We start from the raw sequence: 20,842 nt of genomic DNA on the forward strand, positions 1-20,842 counted from the left end.
GGTTCTACTGCATTGTTCTAGTTTCCTCCTAGCAGTAGGTAAAAGATTCATAGGAGCTAGACGACTCAGAATGTAAGAAACAAATCGTTTCAAATAAAACAGAACTTGCAGCAATGCAACTACCGAGGGGCACTCGGAAAGTTAGCGCTTGGGGAGAGTCCTACCTCTGGGCTAGATAACGCAAGGCATCTAGTTTAAGTGGTCTCGTTGAACCAAGAATCTCAGTCACTTTAGTACTGAGAGTGTCAAATTAGGATGCAGAAAGCTGTAATCATCCAAAATCCAAAACTCAAAATGGCATGACCTATCTAGAAACAGCAGCGCAATTCTACCGCGAAGTTGCCCAAACCCCGCAAGTTGGACTTTGTTGTGTACAAAGTACGCCCTTGCAACTACCAGGGTTGAAAATTCCTTTGCCAATGCAGGAAATGAATTATGGTTGTGGCACTACTGTTCACCCCACCGAACTAGGAAACCAACCTACTGTACTGTACGTTGGCGTTGGTGGCGGCTTAGAAGCGTTGCAATTCGCTTATTTTTCCCGCTATGCAAGTGCTGTAATTGCTGTTGAACCGGTTGAAGCTATGCGGGAAGCTGCTGCACGCAATCTGAAAATTGCTGCTCAAGAAAATCCCTGGTTTAACACCAGCTTTGTCGAAATCCGCGAAGGTGATGCTTTTAACTTACCTGTTGCTGATGATAGCGTTGATATCGTGGCACAAAATTGCCTTTTCAATATCTTTGAACCAGAAGATTTAACTCGTGCTTTAAAAGAAGCATATCGGGTATTAAAACCAGGTGGACGCTTGCAGATGAGCGATCCAATTGCTACTCGTCCAATTCCAGCACATCTTCAACAAGATGAGCGACTGAGAGCCATGTGTTTATCGGGTGCGCTCACATATCAAGAGTATATTGAACTGATTATAAATGCTGGTTTTGGTCAAGTTGAAATTCGTGACCGTCGTCCTTATCGCCTATTAGATTCCCAGACTTATAATTTAGAAGATAACCTACTTTTAGAAAGTCTCGATTCTGTCTCTTTTAAAGTTGTAATTCCAGAAGATGGTGCTTGCATTTTCACTGGAAAAACGGCAATTTATGCTGGTTCAGAACCCTTCTTTGACGATTTGGCAGGTCATCTACTTCAGTTAGGGATTCCGGCTGCGGTGTGTGATAAGACTGCTGCTAAACTTGCTGCTAGCAAGCCATTAGAAATAATTGTTACCGATTCAACCTGGCATTATAGTGGTGGTGGTTGCTGTTAATTTATCTAAGAAAGAATTCAGGGGTCAGAATAATTCTGTTCGGCTGCTAGATCCCCGACTTCTTGAAGAAGTCGGGGATCTGAACACCACTAGGTAATGAATGCACAATTTTAATATTTCACTAATTACATTCTGAATTCTGACTTATGACTTCTTCTTTATAAACCCCAAAATGTTGTTAATTAGTCTGTTTTTAGCTACGCTTTTTTTAGCATATTCAAATGGAGCAAATGATAATTTTAAAGGTGTAGCGACGCTGTTTGGTAGTCGAACTAGCAGCTATCAAACAGCAATTTTGTGGGCAACTTTTACAAAGGAATCTACAGCTTATCTGGCTATATTAATTCAAAATGGCATCTACCAGTCAATCAAAAAATAATTGATACTTGCCATTTTATCAGCGCTGGAATCGTCAGTTTTGCTAGAGGATTAAATGATACTCCTAAGATTGTTTCACTCCTCCTAATTATTGAGTATTTCTCGATTCAGGGGGGAGCGATTGCGATTGCGATCGCAATGGCACTTGGCGGTTTACTCAACTCTCAAAAAGTGGCAATAACCATGAGTGAAAAAATTACCTCAATGAATCCTACTCAAGGCTTATCAGCAAATATAGTAACTGGAGTTCTGGTGATTGCAGCTACTCGGTTTGGGCTTCCAGTTTCTACCACTCACGTTTCAGTTGGTTCTATTTTTGGTGTAGGATTAATTAGCAAAAAATCTAAATCTAATACTCGTGTTTTTTATCAAATTCTACTATCGTGGATTTTAACCTTACCAACTGCTGCAATCATTAGTGCAATAACCTACAGATTATTGCAAGGTTAAAAAGATTGAATATAGTTGTGTAATTTTTTAGGAGTAGTAACTAATGCAAACGCAAACAAAAGTCACAGCCTTTAAAAACAAACTCAGTTCACCTTTGACAAAAAAAGGCATCACTGTTTTACAAATTAATCTAGGTAAGCGGTGTAATCTTGCCTGTACCCACTGTCATGTCGAAGCTGGGCCAAAACGTCTAGAAGAACTTTCTCCTGAAATTTGCGAACAATTGATTTCACTAATCCATAAATTTCCCGAAATTAAAATTGTGGATTTGACTGGTGGCGCACCGGAAATGAATTATGGGTTTAAGCCACTCCTAGAAGCAGCCAAAGCAACTGGTAAACAAGTGATTGTCCGGTCTAATTTGACTATTTATTTTGAAGATGGATTTGCTGATTTACCAGAATACTTTGCCAAACACCAAGTAAGAATTGTCGCTTCTTTACCCTGTTATTTAGCAGATAATGTTGATAAAATGCGCGGCGCTGGCGTTTTTGATACTTCGGTCAAAGCTTTGCAGTGGCTTAACCAACTTGGCTATGGTAAAGACCAAAATTTAATTTTGGACTTAGTTTTTAATCCCCAGCTACCCACCGATGAAAAATTTTCTTTAGCTCCCGAACAGACCAACCTAGAACGAGATTACAAAATGTTCTTACAAGAACATTTTAATATTGTGTTTAACAACCTCTTCACCTTTACCAACCTACCAGTTGGTCGAACCAAAATGCATTTAGAACGGAGAAAACTGTACGCTAGCTATTTGCAGTTTTTAGAATTACATTTTAATCCCAGCACAGTTGAACACTTAATGTGTCGCAATGAACTTTCAATTGACTATCTGGGCAATGTATATGATTGTGACTTTAACCAAATGATGAATTTGCCTGCAAAAACTCCCAATGGTGAAACTTTGACAGTTAGCAAATTGTTAGAAACTAACAGTTTAGACCTGATTAATGACGTACAAACTGCTGCTTATTGCTATGGTTGTACTGCTGGGTGTGGTTCTAGTTGTGGTGGGGCTTTGCTGTGAAGGGGGCAGGAGGCAGATCAATACTGCGTAGGTTTTGCATAAAAAATAGAAATGTGTAGGTTGGGGAGCCACTGCGCCCTTGTGGTTCCCCGACTTGTTCGCGTCAGCGTCTCCCAGGGGGAGAAGCACGTGGCGTTTGAGGAACGTAGCAAGATCCCCGCAGGGTAACCCAACATTTTCGGGGCTTTATTGGGTTGCGTGTTCTACATGCATCAATTATGTCAACTATCATCACGCTAAACACCAATGCACCCACAATTCTGATTGGCGAAAAGACAGAGGATAAGAGCTGATTCGTAAAGAAAATCTAAAGAGAAGTGAATCTGGCTTGAGCCAGATTATAGGCTAAATCGAGTGTAGTTATGTTGTTGCCGATGAGCCGTCTACCAGCGATTGAGAATCCACACCGCAAACCCTAAGGAACTCATGCTTTGATACCATCACTATATAGTGTAAGTTAAGGTTAAGTCGATATTCAAACGAATAATTTTTGCTGAATTGCGACAGATAAAGACTAAACTAAAAAGTCTTGTGCAGCAAAACCTGTAGCTTTAAATGAAATAATCATGTCTAAGGTTCTTGTCTCCGATTCTATTGACCAAGCTGGAATTGACATTCTTTCGCAAGTTGCTACCGTTGATGTCAAATTAGGTCTAAAACCAGCCGAACTGATCGCAATTATTGGTGAGTATGACGCGCTGATGATTCGCTCTGGTACGCGCGTTACTCAAGAAATTATTGATGCCGGCACTCAACTAAAAATCATCGGTCGTGCTGGTGTGGGTGTCGATAATGTGGATGTTCCCGCCGCCACCCGCCGGGGAATTGTGGTAGTCAATTCTCCAGAAGGAAATACAATTGCTGCGGCTGAACACGCGCTAGCGATGATTTTGGCTTTATCTCGCCACATCCCCGATGCTAACGCTTCGGTGAAACGCGGTGCGTGGGATCGCAGTAGTTTTGTCGGTGCGGAAGTCTACAAAAAAACTCTCGGCGTTGTCGGTTTGGGTAAAATTGGCTCCCATGTTGCGGCTGTAGCTAGAACAATGGGGATGAAATTACTAGCTTACGACCCTTTTATTTCTACAGAACGAGCAGAACAATTAGGCTGTCAGTTGGTGGAACTAGATTTACTCTTCCAGCAAGCAGACTATATCACCCTACACATCCCGAAAACCCCAGAAACCACCCACTTAATCAATGCTACAACTCTGGCAAAGATGAAACCCACAGCCCGGATTATCAACTGCGCTCGTGGTGGCATCATTGATGAAATAGCTTTAGCAGCAGCTCTGAAAGCGGGTAAAATTGGTGGTGCAGCCTTGGATGTGTTCGAGTCAGAACCATTGGGTGAATCGGAATTGCGATCGCTAGGCAAAGAAATCATCCTCACCCCCCATTTGGGAGCCTCTACCACAGAAGCTCAAGTGAATGTGGCCATTGATGTTGCCGAACAAATTCGGGATGTACTTTTAGGACTACCAGCACGTTCAGCCGTCAACATTCCCGGACTCGGCCCCGATGTGTTGGAAGAACTCAAACCCTATATGCAACTAGCAGAAACTCTCGGTAATCTGGTGGGACAGCTAGCTGGCGGACGGGTGGAAGTACTGAATATTCGACTACAAGGGGAACTCGCAACCAACAAAAGTCAGCCTTTAATCGTCGCTGCCCTCAAAGGACTACTTTACCAAGCTTTGCGAGAACGGGTAAATTACGTAAATGCCAGCATAGAAGCCAAAGAACGCGGAATTCGGGTAATTGAAACCCGCGATGCTTCCATTCGAGACTATGCCGGTACACTGCATCTAGAAGCCACGGGTACTTTAGGTACTCATTCGGTAACAGGTGCTTTGCTAGGTGAGCGGGAAATCCACCTCACCGACGTTGACGGTTTCCCGATTAACGTCCCACCCAGCAAATATATGCTGTTTACCCTGCACCGCGATATGCCGGGGATTATCGGCAAACTTGGTTCCCTACTCGGCAGTTTTAATGTGAATATTGCCAGTATGCAAGTAGGTCGTAAAATCGTCCGTGGTGATGCGGTAATGGCTCTGAGCATAGATGACCCTTTACCAGAGGGCATTTTGAATGAGATTATTAAAGTCCCTGGTATTCGGGACGCATATACAGTAACACTATGAGTGCTGAGTGCTGAGTGCTGAGTGCTGAGTCAAGAAAAGTTAGGAGTGAATAGTTAAAAGTGAATAGTTAAGAGTGAATAGTTAAAAACTCCTAACTCCTAACTCCTAACTCCTAACTCCTAACTCCTAACTCCTAACTCCCTCAAACTCAGCACTCAGCACGGGCTAAACCTTAGCTATCCGCTAACAGCACTCAAAAATGGCAAATACCTGGTGGGAACTGAATATTTTATGTGAGCCAGACCTAGAAGAATCGATCTTTTGGCGACTGGAGGATTTTGGCTGTCGTGGTACTGCTAGCGAAAACAAAGGAAATTCATCTTTAGTAAGGGCTTACTTACCAACAATTCAAACACAGCTACTAGATTTGGCAGCGCTGTCGTTGTGGCTGCGTCAAGATGCCCTCTGTGTAGGAGTTTCATCTCCCTCCCTACAATGGCAATTGATTGATGAGGAAGATTGGGCGACTAGCTGGAAACAATATTGGCATCCGCAAGAAATAGGCGATCGCTTCCTAATTAACCCAGCTTGGCTACCATTACCAGAAACAACGGAACGGTTAGTGATTCGTCTCGATCCTGGTGTAGCATTTGGTACTGGCAATCATGCCACGACTCAGTTATGTTTGGAATCTTTGGAAATGCGGCTAAGTGGTGTTTCTCAGTCGTTTGTAGGTGATAGTGGTAAACATGAACATCTGGTAATTGCAGATATTGGCTGTGGTTCTGGTATCCTTTCCATTGGGGCGCTGCTACTGGGAGCCGAGAAAGTCTATGCAGTAGATACTGACCCTTTGGCGGTGCAATCAACTATCAGCAATGGTGCGCTGAACGACATTAGCCCAGAACGTTTACTACCTGCACTGGGAAGTGTAGACGTTTTGACAAAACTAGTTCAAAGCCCAGTGGATGGTATTGTCTGCAATATTTTGGCTCATGTAATTATTGAATTGATTCCAGAAATGAGTGCGATCGCTAAACCTGAAACTTGGGCAATCTTCAGTGGTATTTTATTGGAACAATCTAAAGCTGTTGCTGACGCTTTAGAACAAAATGGTTGGGTTGTCGCTACCTTGTGGAAACGCAAAGAATGGTGTTGCTTGAATGTACGGCGTTCTTAAATTATTGTACTTTTTAGAGCCTAAAACTTTCAAAGGTGCGATCGTCTGAATTAAAGTACTTATTCCTACATTTGTCCCTACGTAAATACCTTAGTAACTAGTTAGACAGCACATCGGTTTGGGAATACTGGAAATTAGGGTTTATCAAACTCGCCCTCAAAAAGCAAATTTCGGTTTTCATGCCATCTTCTATAATTAATAAAACCTACACACCTAATTCTAGGCATGAGACTGTGACCGAATCAGGAAGTTACAAAGATACTGTTAACCTACCCAAGACTAGCTTTGATATGCGGGCAAACGCCATCAAGCGTGAGCCAGAAATCCAGAAATTTTGGGAAGATAATAAAATCTACGATCGCCTCTTTGCAAATAACCCCGGCGAATTATTTATACTGCACGATGGGCCTCCCTACGCTAATGGCTCACTCCATATTGGTCATGCCTTAAATAAAATTCTCAAAGATATTATTAACCGCTACCAAATGTTACAAGGGCGTAAAGTTCGCTACGTCCCTGGCTGGGATTGTCACGGATTGCCGATTGAGTTAAAAGTTTTGCAGAACATGAAGTCAGCAGAACGGCAAAATTTAACGTCTTTACAACTGCGGCAGAAAGCGAAAGAATTTGGACTAGCTACGGTAAACGACCAACGCAATAATTTTAAACGCTACGGTGTTTGGGGTGATTGGGACAATCCTTATCTAACTCTGAAGCCGGAATATGAAGCGGCTCAAATTGGCGTGTTTGGTCAGATGTTCTTAAAAGGTTACATCTATCGCGGTTTAAAGCCGGTTCACTGGAGTCCCAGTTCTAAAACCGCTTTGGCTGAAGCTGAGTTGGAATATCCTGAAGGTCACGTTTCCCGCAGTATCTATGCAGCTTTTGCAATCACAAGTTTGGCGGAAGCTGTAAAACCACTGTTGGCGGAATATCTGTCAGATTTGGGTGTGGCTATCTGGACAACTACACCTTGGACAATTCCGGGAAATTTGGCGGTGGCGGTGAATGCAGATTTGAATTATGCAGTGGTGGAAGTTTCACCTTCAGAAGCAAAGGCGCAGAGTAATTTCAAATATCTCATCGTTGCTGCTGATTTAGTCGAACGTTTATCTTCAACCTTGGGACTTGAGTTAACTGTAAAAGCCACGTTCAAAGGGAATGATTTAGAACATACTACTTATCGTCATTCTCTATATGACCGTGAAAGTCCGATTGTTGTCGGCGGTGATTACATTACTACTGAATCGGGTACGGGGTTGGTACATACTGCCCCCGGTCATGGTCAAGAAGATTACATTGTCGGTCAACGCTACGGTTTGCCCATCCTTGCACCAGTGGATGACAATGGCAATTTTACCGAAGAAGCGGGACAATTTGCGGGGTTGAATGTGCTGGGTGATGGGAATCAAGCGGTAATTGATGCACTGGCTGCGGCTGGTTCTTTGTTGAAAGAAGAAGCATATCCGCACAAGTATCCTTATGATTGGCGGACGAAGAAGCCAACGATTTTCCGCGCCACTGAACAATGGTTTGCTTCGGTGGAAGGATTTAGAGAAGAAGCGTTAAAGGCGATCGCTACGGTAAAATGGATTCCAGCCCAAGGTGAAAATCGCATCACCCCAATGGTGGCGGAACGTTCCGATTGGTGTATCTCCCGTCAACGCGCTTGGGGTGTACCGATTCCCGTCTTCTACGATGAAGCCACGGGGGAAGCACTTCTCAATGAAGAAACTATCAACCACGTCCAAGGAATCATCGCTGAAAAAGGTTCCGATGCTTGGTGGGAATTATCAGTTGAAGAATTATTACCCGAATCTTATCGTCATAATGGCAAGTCTTACCGCAGAGGTACAGACACAATGGATGTATGGTTTGATTCTGGCTCATCTTGGGCGGCTGTTGTCCAACAACGTCCAGAGTTACGCTACCCTGCTGATATATATTTGGAAGGTTCTGACCAACATCGCGGTTGGTTCCAATCAAGTCTGCTCACAAGTGTAGCAGTAAATGACATTGCACCTTACAAAACTGTGCTAACTCACGGCTTCGCTTTGGACGAACAAGGGCGAAAGATGAGTAAGTCAGAAGGAAATGTGGTTGACCCCAATACAATCATTGAAGGCGGGAAAAATCAGAAAGTAGAACCGGCTTATGGTGCAGACGTATTGAGATTGTGGGTATCATCCGTTGATTACTCCGGCGATGTCCGCATTGGGAAAAACATCATCAAGCAAATGAATGATGTTAGAGGCAAAATTCGCAATACAGCGCGGTTTTTGTTGGGTAGCTTGGATGATTTTGACCCAGAAAAAAATACAGTTCCCTTCGAGGAATTGCCAGAACTTGACCGTTATATGCTGCACCGCATCACCGAAGTATTTGAGGAAGTAACCGAAGCTTTTGAGAGTTTCCAATTCTTCCGCTTCTTCCAAACAGTGCAGAATTTCTGCGTGGTGGATTTATCCAACTTTTATTTAGATGTGGCCAAAGATAGATTGTACATCAGTGCAAAAGATGCTTTTCGCCGTCGTAGTTGTCAAACGGTGTTGAAGATAGCTTTAGATAATTTAGCACGTGCGATCGCACCAGTATTATCCCACACCGCCGAAGATATTTGGCAATATCTCCCTTACAAAACGCCTTACAAATCGGTGTTTGAAGCCGGTTGGATACAGGTTGAGGAAAAATGGCGTAATCCAGATTTAGCGGAATTTTGGGAAACGCTGCGACAACTCCGTACCGATGTTAATAAGGTATTGGAACAAGCCAGGATAGAAAAACTCATTGGTTCTTCCCTGGAAGCGAAAGCTTTGATTCATATACCTCACAAAGAATTAGGTGATGCTATCAAAGCCTTTAACCCGGTTAAGGGTAACGGGATTGACGAACTGCGATATTTACTGCTGACATCCCAAGTGGAATTATTAGATTCTGCTGAAGGGTTGCAAGGATTAGAATATACAGCGCAGACGGAAGATTGGACAATTGCTGTAGTGAAAGCAGACGGGGAAAAATGCGATCGCTGTTGGAACTACTCTACTCATGTGGGAGAATCAGCAGAACATCCGCTAATTTGCGAACGGTGTGTTGCAGCCTTAGCAGGAAAGTTCTAAAAGTAAAAAAAATGTAGAGACAAGCACTGCTAAGTCTCTACAAGTTCTCCATAACGCATATTTAATTTCTGAAAGTTGTCTTGGTCTTTTTAACTTGATGAAGTCCGCATAAGCGGACTGTTTTTGGATAGCCGAGTCAGTTAGAGAAATTACGCAACTGTACAACGTTAAATATGCGATTAAATCAGGTGGCTGAAATTGATATTTTGCGTAGGACACATTATGCTTATTTCGTACAGTGCGTAAGCCCTAAGTATAATATAATTTTTTATAAAAGAATTGGGTACTATTACTGAATGTTTATCAGTATTATTACTGTAATATCTTCAATAATAGAGCCAAGCCAGTGCATTATTAAGAAATTCTAAAGGTATGGATTAATACGCATAATTTGGCTTAAAACATCAATTAACTCAATCAAAATTTAAGAGATACAAAGATATGTCAAATAAAGTTGCTAAGGAATTGGCAGATTTTTTGCTGCAAATTGAACAGCGATCGCAGTTTCATACAGGCTATCCATATAATTTAAGTTGTGATTATAGTGCGATCGCTAAATTTTTCAATCTTCTATTAAATAATGCTGGAGATCCATATATTGAACCAGATTTTGGTCTCCATTCTCGTAAATTTGAGCAAGAAGTATTATCTTTTTTTGCCCAACTCTATAAAATTCCAGAGAATGAGTTTTGGGGTTATGTGACTGCTGGCGGAACTGAAGGTAATTTATATGGGATATTCTTAGCAAGAGAAATCTACCCTAATGGCATTCTTTACTCATCAGAAGACTCTCATTACTCCATACCAAAAGCAGCAAAATTATTTCGCATCCAACACAATGTTGTTAACTCACAAAGTAATGGAGAGATGAATTATGAACATTTTGAAAAACTGATTAGCGAAAATCGTAATTATCCTGCGATCGTCAATTTAAATATTGGCACTACCGTCAAAGGCGCAATTGATAACTTAGACAAAGTTATCGAAATTTTAGAACGCAATCAAATTAAAGATTACTACATTCATTGTGACGCTGCACTTTCGGGATTAATCTTACCCTTTCTAGATGGCGCTCCCCAAGTTAACTTTCAAAAACCCATAGATAGTATAGCAATTTCTGCTAAATTCATTGGTTCTCCCTTGCCATGCGGTGTAGTTTTAACCAAGAAAAAATGGGTAGAAAAAGTTGAAACAGCAATTGAATATATTGGTTCATCAGATACAACAATTCTCGGTTCTAGAAACGGTCATACCCCTCTGATTCTCTGGTATGCAATGCAAACAAGAGGTTATGAGGGATTAGCGAAAGAAGCAAAAACCTGTATAGATAATGCTCAATATCTTTTCCAACAACTTAAAATCAGAGAATATCCATGTATGCTCAATAAATTTTCTAATACCGTAGTGTTTCAAAAACCTTCTCAAAGGTTAATTAAAAAGTGGCAGTTAGCGATTTATGAAAATTGGGTACATATCGTAGTCATGCAAAATATCGACCGGCACAAAATAGATACTTTTGTTAACGAACTTTTGTTAGAAGAAGGGTTACTTGATAACGTCGATAATTTCCAACTACAGTCAGCACTACACTAAAAATAGATTGTCAAGTGAAATTAATCGCCTAGTTTGAGAAGGTGTTTCTCAAAACAGAATTTGCTTCCAAGATTTTATCTTTTTAAAAAGTTTTTTCCGCACAAGTTAGCAGCAAGTAGTATTTCTACTTCGTCCCGTTCCATAGGTGGTAAGAAAAAATAGCCTTGCCCATAATCACATTCTAAAGTCTTCAATTGGGCTAATTGGTCTATAGTTTCTATACCTTCTGCTGTGACAGACATATTTAAATTATGGGCTAATGTCACAATCGCTCGAATAATTTCTAAATTTTCTCCTTGACTACCTATACTCGTGACAAAAGAGCGGTCAATCTTAATGGTTTTGATTGGTAGGCGATGCAAATAACTCAAAGATGAATAACCAGTCCCAAAATCATCCATGTGCATCTCGACATTCAGCGCTGTTAACTGAGAAAGTACAGTGGTAGCTAATTCAAAATTATCCATCAACAAGCTTTCAGTAATCTCCAATTTCAAACAGCATGGCTCCAATCCAGTTTGCTGCAAAATATGTTTAACCTGTTTAAACACATCAGGTTGCGTAATTTGTTTACCAGAAAAATTGACGCTAATTGTCAGAGGTAGTGAGGTAGGAAATTGTTTATGCCATTTGTGCATTTGGTGACAGGCTTCATAAAGCACCCATTGCCCGATACTAACAATCATTCCAGTTTCTTCAGCCAAAGGAATAAAATCTTGAGGAGAAATAAGTCCTCGTTCTGGATGATACCAACGTATCAGCGCCTCAAATCCAATAATTTTGCCAGTTGTCAGCGAAACAATTGGCTGGTAATTAAGGCGAAACTCTTCTTGTTTTAGCAGCGCATTTCGCAGCGCAGTTTCTAACTCTAAAAGCAAAGCTGCACCCTCGTGCATTTTTGGGTCAAAAACCTCATAACGTGCTTTACCAAGTGATTTAGCACAATACATTGCCACATCAGCATCACGTAGAATCTGCGCTGCTTGCTCATAATCTACTCTACTCAAAGCGATGCCAATACTAACATTAGTAAACACCCGATGCTCATTTAATTGAAATGGCAAAGCTAGCACCTTTTTAATTCGCTCGGCGACCTGTATTGCAGTGTTGATATCCTCGATTTCCTCAATTAAGATTGTGAACTCATCGCCGCCAAAACGGGCAACTATATCTCTGCCTCGCAGAACTGATTTTAGCCGATGAGAAATTGCAATCAAAAGTTGATTTCCTAGTAGATGTCCCAGGCTATCATTAACAACTTTAAAGCGGTCTAGGTCTAAAAAGAGTACGGCAAATAAATAATTATTTTGCTGTTTAGTCTGTTCTATTGCTTGCTGCACCCGCTCCATAAATAATCGTTGGTTAGGTAATCCCGTTAGCCCATCATGAAGACTATTGTGCAGTAATTGCTCTTGGGCTTCTTCACGTTTAATAATGTCTTGCTCAAGTTGTTTATTCACTCTAATAAGTTCAATAGTCCGTTCTAACACCAACTGCTCAAGCTGATAACGATACTGGACTAATTCTTCCTCGGCTAGCTTACGCTCAGTGATGTCACGAACAATAACAATGTACTCCTGTAGCTGGGAATTAAATGGTTGGGAAATAGTCGATTCAACGATTCTTAAACCTTGGTTAATTCTCAAGCTTTGCTCACTTCTAATAGACCATTCCTGTGGTTTGCCACGATAGCACATTAAAAGTTGATTCAAATTTTGCCCAAGCAACTGCTGAATACTTGTTTGAAATAATTCTTCAGCCGCAGCATTTGTCTGAGAAATTTTACCATCTTCATCTAATACTAAAACAGTATCTGGAACGGTATCGAGAGTAGTGATAAATAGGTTCCTTGCTTGTTTGCGTGCTTCATCAATAGCAATAATTTGTGGTAAGGTTGTCCAGCAAGCGATCGCAACTCCTGTAAAAGAAAGCGTCACTAATAAAATTGCTAGCAAAGAATTTTGAGGTTTATCAGAAAGTCTATCTAAAAAATCACGAATAACCCAACTGATTATGGCAGTAATACAAATTAATGATACTAAAACAACCACTTGTAGCACTACAAAGTCGGGATTGTTTCTACTAGGTTTAGTATCATAACGCTGTGTCCACCAATTTGGATGTAATGGCGCAAAGCTTAAGCGACGTAGCCCTATATCTCCGATTATCAGAATAATAGGTAATAGTAATCCCATTAAGAAATCTCTCCAATTCCAAGCTAAACCTCCCACTATTAGAACTACTGCTTCTACCAAGAAAAAACCAAGTGACCACCAAGGCCATAACACCTGCGGTTTGCCCCGACACAGCCATAATCCCAAATGTAGTCCCATAATGGACATGAGATAACAAGTACCTGCCACTGTGATAAGTTGAGATATATTTCCCAAATTGAGACAAAGCAAACTGAGTAGAAAGGTGACTAAAATAGCAGGACCAAGGACACCTTGACGAGAAACTAATCCAAATATCGGAGAAAGCTGTTTGTCTAAGGCAAGCTGGTACAATATCCGAGGAGAGTTAGAAACTGCTGTAGCAGAACTAAGAAGGCAAGAGATAGTAATCAGAAGTGTTACTAAAAAGGGGGCAGATTCACCCCAAAAAGGTTTAGAAGCCGCTACCAGATTTAAGAACGCATCGTTATTGAGTGTTGAACTTGGAGCAGAACACATTAATACCCAAGAACCACCTAGAAACACCGGAGGAATTAACCAAGCAGCTACAGTTAAAAACTTTAAAGTTTTATATGGGTGGCGACTATCAGCAACAAAAGAAGAAGTAGTTTCACAAGCATAAATTGAATAGCTAGCTAGAAAAAACCACTTTGCCCATTCTTGAAAGCTCAGGTTATGTGCGCTAGTTGGGAGAAAATTAAAATTAGCAGATGAGAAGGCTAACCATAATACTCCTTGAACACAAAACAATAACAGTAATAAAATCGCTGGGAATACAAAAAATAAATGCAGCAGCGCTAAAGCACGAGTGCCACTGAACGCTAAAATAAAAGGAATCGCTGTAAATAAGACTTTTAAGAAAGTTTCTGGACAAGAAATATGTAATGTTTCAAAATTGACTTTAATTAAATTGGTGAGAATAATCGCATACAGTGCTGGTGCTGCTGCCCAGCTAAAAAAGTATCCTAATGCTACGTAACGACCTAAGCCAGGAAAGTTTTTTAATAGCCTTGTGGTATAGTTTGGTGTTCCTCCGGCGACATCTGACCAATACCTACCTAGACTTTGTACCTGCAAGTTGAGCAAAAAGGAAATAATCGTGCCAAAAAACCACACTAAGATAGCTTTCGGCCCTAACGCTGCATGAATGATGGGCGCAGTACCAATCCATCCAACATGACCAGTTAATCCAAAGCCCCAGGTTTCGAGATAACTTAGAGTCCGTGGTAGGCGCATTAGCAAGTGCTGATTGTTGTCCGCCCGTGCAGAATCGTTACTAACCATTGTTTCTTAGTGAGATTTACTGACCTTTTCACTCAATAGCTAAATCTCACCGATTATAGCTTCCGTATAACTGCTGAACTTTAATAAAGGATAACTTATTTGTTACTGAATTGTGGATTTTAGATTTTAGATTAACCCCAGGCCTAATTTTCGTAAATACCTAGTGGTCTTTCAAGAAATAATTGACGAATAAATTTTCTGTAGAGACGGCGATTTATCACGTCTCTCCAACCGTCAAAATGGATTTGACAGACCACTAGTGGTCTGTGTCATTAATTTTGAGAGATAAGAGAACGAACCGCAAAGGACGCAAAGAGCGCAAAGGAACAAGAAAGAAGAGAAATTGAAGAATTTATCTACTCGTCAAAATTAATGACATGAACCACTAGTGTTCTGTGTCATTAATTTTGCAAGGTTTGTAGTGAGCGATTTATCGCTCAATTTTAAGCACTGAAGTGCTTACTACAAACTTTTATAACCCATCATATTTAATGACACAGACCACTACATATATTTCACAAATCAAATACTAGGGCTATAGCTTTTGCAACAACTCCTGAGTTAATTGAAAGAACGCTTTTGAACCTGCTGATTGGGGAGAAATTAAAACAGCTGGCATAAAACTATCAACAGCCTTAGCAACGTTGACATCAACTGGTATTTGTACCTTACAAATTTTTTCGACACCGAAATCTTCTACAACGCGGTGCATTACTTGTTTATAGTATCTGCCAGTGAGCAGGTTAGCGCTGGACATACTAAATACAATTCCCAACATTTTTATATCTATCTTGGTTTCATGTCCGTGACTATCTTTTAATTGGGCAATCCGTCTTTCTAGGAGTTGAATACCCACTACAGATAATGGTTCTGGTTTCGCAGGAAGTATGTAGAAATCGCTGGCGGCTAAAGCACTACGAGTCAATAGATTATAGCCAGGGGCGCAATCGAGCAAAATAAAATCATATTCTTGACGTACTGGTTTTAAGATGTTGTTAATCAAGACCCTTTCAAAGCGATTCCAAATAGTTTCAAAGTCCTGTTCGCCCAGAGCAGTTGCTTGTTTATGCAGCATTTCTGAAACCACAAATTCATCATATAAATCGATATCTCCCGGCAGTAAATCTAATCCGGGAAGATTACAAACCTGGGATTGAATGATATCCTGAATTGTGAGTTTTGCTTGAGGATCTGGATTGATAACTTCGTCTATCAGATACCTAAATGTTTTACTTTGTTTACGACGCTTGGCAAAATCTAAAGGCGACATCAAACTAAGCGTGGCGCTAATTTGGCTGTCTAAATCCAGGACAAGCACCCGCTTGCCATGATTTTTAGCTAAACAGGTAGCTAAGTTAACCGTGAGGGTGGTTTTACCAACGCCACCTTTCATATTGGCAGTAGCAATTACATATCCCATTGATTGAATCCTCTATTGACGCATTCCCATCTGCTGGTCTGTCAAATCCATTTTGACGGTTGGAGAGACGCGATAAATCGCCGTCTCTACAGAAAATTTATTCGTCAATTATTTCTTGACAGACTACTAGGTAGCGTACACCCCTGCTGATATCTTAAATCTTCCATTAAATTTAATATTTTCGTAAATTCAAAAGAACGATTTTAGCAATGTTTACTCGATTGAGGCAACAATATATAGTTGGATCTTTAACTGGAGTCAGTTTACCAGCCTCCTTACCCCATAATCCATAAAGTTTAGTTTAATGCCGTAACAGCGATCGCTCTCATCAAAGCAATTATAGAGGTATTGACAAATACAGTAGCCTTTAATCAATTGTGAGAAAATAATAGTGTTGTGAATATCACTAAGTATTGGGTGCAAAATGTGGATACATTTGCTAATTGAATTGAACGAAGCCGATCGATAATTTCGTGAAATCAAAGGCGCATTTACACACAAACTTATAAGGTAATTAAAATGACTTACGATTCAGAAGATGTCCAACAAATCCTGCAAAAAGCACTCACTCGTAAAGACAAAGGTGAATTTTCACGAGAACAGCTTTTAGAAATGGCATCTGAGTTAGGTATTTCTTCTAATATTTTGGAAACAACTGAACAAAAATGGTTGGCTCAACAAGAAGAGGAACGTTTACGACACACATTTAATACTTTCCGACGCAGAGCCTTTTGGACACATTTTGTTTCTTTTCTGGCGGTGAATTTATTCCTCATTCTTTTAAATTTAATCACTAGTCCTAGTTCTTTTTGGGCTATTTTTCCAGTATTAGGATGGGTATTAGGACTATTTTTTCATTGGTGGAGTGTTTATCAGACTAAATCAGAGGATTACGAGATCGCTTTTCAGAAATGGCGTACACAAATTTAACTTCCCCTTTCGCTATCTAGATAAAATCTTCCCATGAACTGCTCGCATTCACCGCAAAGGGTGAGTGTGAGCTTTGTAATTTAGGGGTAATTGCCTCTGACATCGCAAAAATAGGTAAATTTGGGCAACCTTAAACTTGAGGAGTTATATAAGCACATCCTTTAATCTTTGTGCTTGCCAATTTGCCAAAATAGAGCTGTAGGCTAGAATAACTACGCTTTAAGAAGCTTGATTGCCTACACTCAGGAGCAAGGGTCGGCTGGTTAATAAGTAAGAGGAAGGGAGCATGGACAACAACAACTGGTTGCAACAGCTAATGATGGTCGGTCTTGGTACAACGTCTATAGTCGCAGAAAAACTGCGGCAAGTCAGCGATGATTTAGTTAAAGATGGTAAGCTCAATCCTGAGCAAGCCAAGGCCGTAATAGATGATATTGCCCAGCAGTTAAAGTCGGAACAGGGAAACTTCGATGTGCAAATGCAACGGCAAATGCGAAATATGATGCAGGATTTGGGCGTGGCTCGTCAGTCAGAAGTGGACGAACTAAGGGGGAGAATTGACCGTTTAGAGCGTCAATTGCGCGATTTAGAAAATAAGCTTTGGCGTTAAAATGGCCTTTCTGATTTAAACTAAATGTGTCCTGTTGGTAATCTTTTTGCCAGGATACTTAAGTAAGGAGAACTGATTTTGAAACCAATTTTCCTCAGCGTGGCGTTCATGCTGGTGTGTGTCGTGCTTTTGATTGCGGGGCAAGTAAGCAGTAAACAAAATACTGCCATTGCTGCCGAATTAACCCAAAGGCCGCCAGCATCCACAGCTGTAACTGAAAACAATATCTTAATTGCGAGTAATACTATGTCTGATGCTAATGCTGTAACTACTCCCTCTGGGTTAAAGTATGTCGAGTTAAAAGAGGGGACTGGGGCGACTCCTAAACCTGGCCAAACGGTTGAAGTTCACTATGTCGGCACTCTAGAAGATGGTACTCAGTTTGATAGTTCACGCGATCGCGGTCAACCCTTCAGCTTTAAAATCGGTGCTGGACAGGTAATCAAAGGTTGGGATGAAGGACTTAGCACCATGAAAGTAGGCGGTCTGCGTAAGTTAATCATCCCATCTGAATTAGGCTATGGCGCTCGTGGTGCTGGTGGCGTGATTCCACCCAATGCAACTCTAATTTTTGAAGTGGAATTGTTGGGAGTTAAATAGGCAGTAGCGATTGGGGAACACGCACCGCTCTCCGGGAATTAAGGGTAATGCAGACTGGGGACTGGGGACCGAATTCTTCCCAATCCTTAGTCTCTACTCTTTAATGCCCTATGAAAGAAATCACCATTTAAATAATTTAATATCAAAAATAAGCAAACCTACAGTTATAAGGTGCTATTTAACCAATCAAACCGCTTTGTCAAATCACTCAGTTCCACCTTAAATTCAGTATGACTTTGTTTATTTTCCCTCGCCTGACCACCTGATGACTTGGTTGCCTTCATCTCGTAGTCTCGACCATACTCCCCCCAGGCGTTACGAAGCTTTATGTAACGTAGACTATTTATTGTTGTTGAGTCATATTCATAGCCCATTACTGTGTAGGTATGATTTCCTACTAGTCCCTTAGACATTGGCTCACCTGCACTGTGTCCGCTACCCGTCGAGCTACGTCCTACTTGCTCCTTGCTACTGATAGTTACAAAATGACCCTTCTTCAACTTATCCTCAATCTTGTCGTAAAAATCTAACTGCTTCTCTGTATACTTACCGGTTCCCCTCTTCCCTGGGAAATAATGTTTCAAATAATTGATGAGATTGGGAGTTAGCTGTTTAAGCTCTGGGTAGGATTTCGATTCATTCTTAAACATTAATTCTAAATCTTCTAGCCGAATTTCTTCTTGATAGCGTGCTGAAGATTTTTTGTTATCGTAAAGATCCAATATCGTTAGGAAGCCGTCGCTACACAACCATTTCATCCAATGATGTACTTTTTGTACATCGTTGAATATCTTGTAACTAACTAGCTGATCAAAATTTTCGGGTTGCCCTTTTAATTTAGAGGCATTGAGAGCAGTAAAGTACTCTTGCCATTCTTGCTTGCTCCACGGTAGTTCTCGGATAACAGACAGTCCGAGTTTCCCTGGTGCAGACTGCTGGAATTGTACCGAGTCCTGCGCTTCTCCACTGCTAAAATATTGATTCTCTGACTCAGTGGCTCTACCTAGCAGTACGCAAAGAGCATACGCACTATTGCCTCCCTCAATTTTATCATAAGAGGCAGGTATATTTTGATCGGCTGTTTTCGAGGCATTACCCCCAAAGCCAGCGGCAGCATAGGCTTTTTGCAGTATATGTACCCAAAGCGACCCTTTGTTGTAGAGTAACTCACCTGTACGGCTCTTGACAACTGATTTCTCTACTTTTATATATCTCGGTGTACTCGGTGTAAATGTGGTGGAGCTTGCGGTACTTGATGTATTTACATCATATAAACGCACCCTGACCGTATCGCCATAGTCATCAAACATTGAAATGATGTATTGAGGATTAGTTTTTGCTATGCTCGCAATAGCTGCTTCCAAATAACAATCGCCAATGCTGGCTTGTTTCACATCGTCCACCGATGGCAGTATTTGCTTTCCAGTGATATCGACGGGGAAAAGCGGCTCATTTGTTTTCTCAAATTCGGGTTCTTTTGCAACTGGTTCAGTATTCGTGTCTTCTACCCAGTAATCTTGGCTGATACCGCTAATGTCGTCGTTGAAAACATAACCTTTTTTATTAGTACTTGGATTTACGAGATCACGTTTTACGATAATTGGGTAGTCACAGTATATAGATACTTCCTTATTAATCGAATCACTAGGATCTAGTTCAAAAAAGATTTTAGCGAACGGAATTACTCTACTTTTCTCTTTGTCTATGTTCAAAATACTTGGATCGGCGATTGTTGGATCTTCAGTATCAGAAATATCCAAGTCATCCATACCAAAGAAAATAGGTTCATCTTCTGGTTCTTGATTCCTTCGCTGGATAACAGTTTCAGATGTTCTGTGCAATAGCGCTTCTAAATCTGGTGTCACCATTCTATTTTCACTAGAGCGAGGTTTCAACCTCGCTTTCATTTGCAGTTCTTCTGATAGCATCGTTTGACGCTGAATACCTACTGCTGGCCGTTTGAGCAAATTCATTTTCTGGGTTTGTATTTCTGGTTGTTGATGTCTCCGGTGTTGCTGCAATAGCTTGCCTTTCGTAAGTTCGACAAACTCACTCGGAGGCTGGCTGATGCCCAGCGTCTGCCTTTGCATGAGTGCGTGAGGACGTTGCACTACTTGACGCGCTACGGTGTTATCCCCTAGTTCCGCAATTGTCAGCTTTGCCTGGATCAGTTTTGGTAGTTTTGTTTTTTTTGGCATTGCCATTAAACTAGGAATTTCTAACAAGTTAGTCTTTCTTTGAAGTTTCTGGGGCTGATGGGGAGTTGATGCAGCTATTTCCGTCTGCACGGTTGGTATTGATGTCGTCTGTTTAGTAATCAGTGCAAAGGGTCTTGATGCTAACTGGGATTTTATCTGTGGTATTTGGGCATTTGTGATCTGCGATTTTTGAATTTTTTGGAATGTCATATTGATTATTCTTCGTTTTCCTAAACTTCATTCTTATTTAGCCATTTGCATTACCATCAAAGCGGAATTAGGGGATGTCAATCAACTGCCAAATTGCCTGATGCAAGGTCAATATCAAGTTCTATTCATAGCCGAAAGCGAAAAACAGTTACTTGCACATATTCAGCAAGCACCTGTAGCAGAATACAACCTTTAAGTTCGTAGATTAGCTGTCTGTGAAGCCCTTCGTCAACAGAAGCGTTGTCTTCATCATGATCCAAATTAGTACAATATAAGCTGGCTCTTGATTAAATATTGTAGCGGTGTGCAGT

14 protein-coding genes are annotated in these 20,842 nt (G+C 40.9%); 11 read left to right on the forward strand and 3 right to left on the reverse strand.

Features of this window, described 5'->3' with window-relative positions; genetic code table 11:
* Positions 1 to 299 precede the first annotated feature (299 nt).
* The 7 genes from arsM to HWQ37_RS05230 all read left to right on the forward strand — a co-directional run bounded on the left by arsM (position 300) and on the right by HWQ37_RS05230 (position 11,105).
* Positions 300 to 1,268, forward strand: a complete 969-nt coding sequence (gene arsM / locus HWQ37_RS05200) for an arsenosugar biosynthesis arsenite methyltransferase ArsM (RefSeq protein WP_292744607.1) — start codon at positions 300 to 302, stop codon at positions 1,266 to 1,268.
* Positions 1,269 to 1,565: 297 nt separating this feature from the next.
* Positions 1,566 to 2,096 carry an inorganic phosphate transporter gene (locus HWQ37_RS05205; protein ID WP_292744610.1) on the forward strand — a complete coding sequence of 177 codons (531 nt, stop codon included), beginning with the start codon at positions 1,566 to 1,568 and terminating at the stop codon, positions 2,094 to 2,096.
* A gap of 43 nt (positions 2,097 to 2,139) precedes the next feature.
* Complete coding sequence (arsS, locus tag HWQ37_RS05210) at positions 2,140 to 3,129, forward strand: arsenosugar biosynthesis radical SAM (seleno)protein ArsS (RefSeq protein ID WP_292744612.1); 990 nt, start codon at positions 2,140 to 2,142, stop codon at positions 3,127 to 3,129.
* A 566-nt stretch (positions 3,130 to 3,695) separates the two neighbouring features.
* Complete coding sequence (gene serA / locus HWQ37_RS05215; protein ID WP_292744614.1) at positions 3,696 to 5,276, forward strand: phosphoglycerate dehydrogenase; 1,581 nt, start codon at positions 3,696 to 3,698, stop codon at positions 5,274 to 5,276.
* A gap of 199 nt (positions 5,277 to 5,475) precedes the next feature.
* Positions 5,476 to 6,396 carry a 50S ribosomal protein L11 methyltransferase gene (gene prmA / locus HWQ37_RS05220; RefSeq protein ID WP_292744616.1) on the forward strand — a complete coding sequence of 307 codons (921 nt, stop codon included), beginning with the start codon at positions 5,476 to 5,478 and terminating at the stop codon, positions 6,394 to 6,396.
* Between the two features lie 233 nt (positions 6,397 to 6,629).
* Positions 6,630 to 9,512, forward strand: a complete 2,883-nt coding sequence (ileS, locus tag HWQ37_RS05225) for an isoleucine--tRNA ligase (RefSeq protein ID WP_292744662.1) — start codon at positions 6,630 to 6,632, stop codon at positions 9,510 to 9,512.
* Between the two features lie 441 nt (positions 9,513 to 9,953).
* Entirely contained in the window at positions 9,954 to 11,105 is a 1,152-nt protein-coding gene (locus HWQ37_RS05230) for a histidine decarboxylase (RefSeq protein WP_292744618.1), read from the forward strand.
* Between the two features lie 74 nt (positions 11,106 to 11,179).
* Here HWQ37_RS05230 and HWQ37_RS05235 read toward each other — a convergent pair whose 3' ends face one another.
* Together HWQ37_RS05235 and HWQ37_RS05240 are read right to left on the reverse strand one after the other, a co-directional pair.
* Positions 11,180 to 14,563: an EAL domain-containing protein gene (locus HWQ37_RS05235; RefSeq protein ID WP_292744620.1), complete on the reverse strand. Its 3,384-nt coding sequence runs from the start codon at positions 14,561 to 14,563 to the stop codon at positions 11,180 to 11,182.
* Between the two features lie 535 nt (positions 14,564 to 15,098).
* Entirely contained in the window at positions 15,099 to 15,983 is an 885-nt protein-coding gene (locus HWQ37_RS05240; RefSeq protein WP_292744622.1) for a ParA family protein, read from the reverse strand.
* Between the two features lie 519 nt (positions 15,984 to 16,502).
* Here HWQ37_RS05240 and HWQ37_RS05245 point away from each other — a divergent pair.
* The 3 genes from HWQ37_RS05245 to HWQ37_RS05255 all read left to right on the forward strand — a co-directional run bounded on the left by HWQ37_RS05245 (position 16,503) and on the right by HWQ37_RS05255 (position 18,123).
* Positions 16,503 to 16,913: a 2TM domain-containing protein gene (locus HWQ37_RS05245; RefSeq protein WP_292744624.1), complete on the forward strand. Its 411-nt coding sequence runs from the start codon at positions 16,503 to 16,505 to the stop codon at positions 16,911 to 16,913.
* A 286-nt stretch (positions 16,914 to 17,199) separates the two neighbouring features.
* Positions 17,200 to 17,523, forward strand: a complete 324-nt coding sequence (locus HWQ37_RS05250; protein ID WP_094352173.1) for a phasin family protein — start codon at positions 17,200 to 17,202, stop codon at positions 17,521 to 17,523.
* A 78-nt stretch (positions 17,524 to 17,601) separates the two neighbouring features.
* Positions 17,602 to 18,123 carry an FKBP-type peptidyl-prolyl cis-trans isomerase gene (locus HWQ37_RS05255; RefSeq protein WP_292744626.1) on the forward strand — a complete coding sequence of 174 codons (522 nt, stop codon included), beginning with the start codon at positions 17,602 to 17,604 and terminating at the stop codon, positions 18,121 to 18,123.
* Positions 18,124 to 18,287: 164 nt separating this feature from the next.
* Here HWQ37_RS05255 and HWQ37_RS05260 read toward each other — a convergent pair whose 3' ends face one another.
* Positions 18,288 to 20,531 (reverse strand): C2 family cysteine protease, encoded by a 2,244-nt coding sequence (locus HWQ37_RS05260; protein ID WP_292744628.1) that lies wholly within the window; start codon positions 20,529 to 20,531, stop codon positions 18,288 to 18,290.
* A gap of 1 nt (position 20,532) precedes the next feature.
* Between HWQ37_RS05260 and HWQ37_RS05265 the strand changes: the two genes are divergently transcribed.
* Entirely contained in the window at positions 20,533 to 20,727 is a 195-nt protein-coding gene (locus HWQ37_RS05265) for a hypothetical protein (RefSeq protein ID WP_292744630.1), read from the forward strand.
* The last annotated feature ends 115 nt before the right edge of the window (positions 20,728 to 20,842 follow it).

It is taken from the genome of Nostoc sp. NMS4, assembly GCF_017115095.1.
GTDB lineage: Bacteria > Cyanobacteriota > Cyanobacteriia > Cyanobacteriales > Nostocaceae > Nostoc.

What these genes read in the sequence shown, in the direction of transcription:
- HWQ37_RS05240 (WP_292744622.1), bottom strand. Translation starts at nt 15,983, where the DNA reads ATGGGATATGTAATTGCTACTGCCAATATGAAAGGTGGCGTTGGTAAA.
- arsM (WP_292744607.1), top strand. Translation starts at nt 300, where the DNA reads ATGACCTATCTAGAAACAGCAGCGCAATTCTACCGCGAAGTTGCCCAA.
- HWQ37_RS05245 (WP_292744624.1), top strand. Translation starts at nt 16,503, where the DNA reads ATGACTTACGATTCAGAAGATGTCCAACAAATCCTGCAAAAAGCACTC.
- HWQ37_RS05260 (WP_292744628.1), bottom strand. Translation starts at nt 20,531, where the DNA reads ATGACATTCCAAAAAATTCAAAAATCGCAGATCACAAATGCCCAAATA.
- prmA (WP_292744616.1), top strand. Translation starts at nt 5,476, where the DNA reads ATGGCAAATACCTGGTGGGAACTGAATATTTTATGTGAGCCAGACCTA.
- HWQ37_RS05250 (WP_094352173.1), top strand. Translation starts at nt 17,200, where the DNA reads ATGGACAACAACAACTGGTTGCAACAGCTAATGATGGTCGGTCTTGGT.
- serA (WP_292744614.1), top strand. Translation starts at nt 3,696, where the DNA reads ATGTCTAAGGTTCTTGTCTCCGATTCTATTGACCAAGCTGGAATTGAC.
- HWQ37_RS05230 (WP_292744618.1), top strand. Translation starts at nt 9,954, where the DNA reads ATGTCAAATAAAGTTGCTAAGGAATTGGCAGATTTTTTGCTGCAAATT.
- HWQ37_RS05235 (WP_292744620.1), bottom strand. Translation starts at nt 14,563, where the DNA reads ATGGTTAGTAACGATTCTGCACGGGCGGACAACAATCAGCACTTGCTA.
- arsS (WP_292744612.1), top strand. Translation starts at nt 2,140, where the DNA reads ATGCAAACGCAAACAAAAGTCACAGCCTTTAAAAACAAACTCAGTTCA.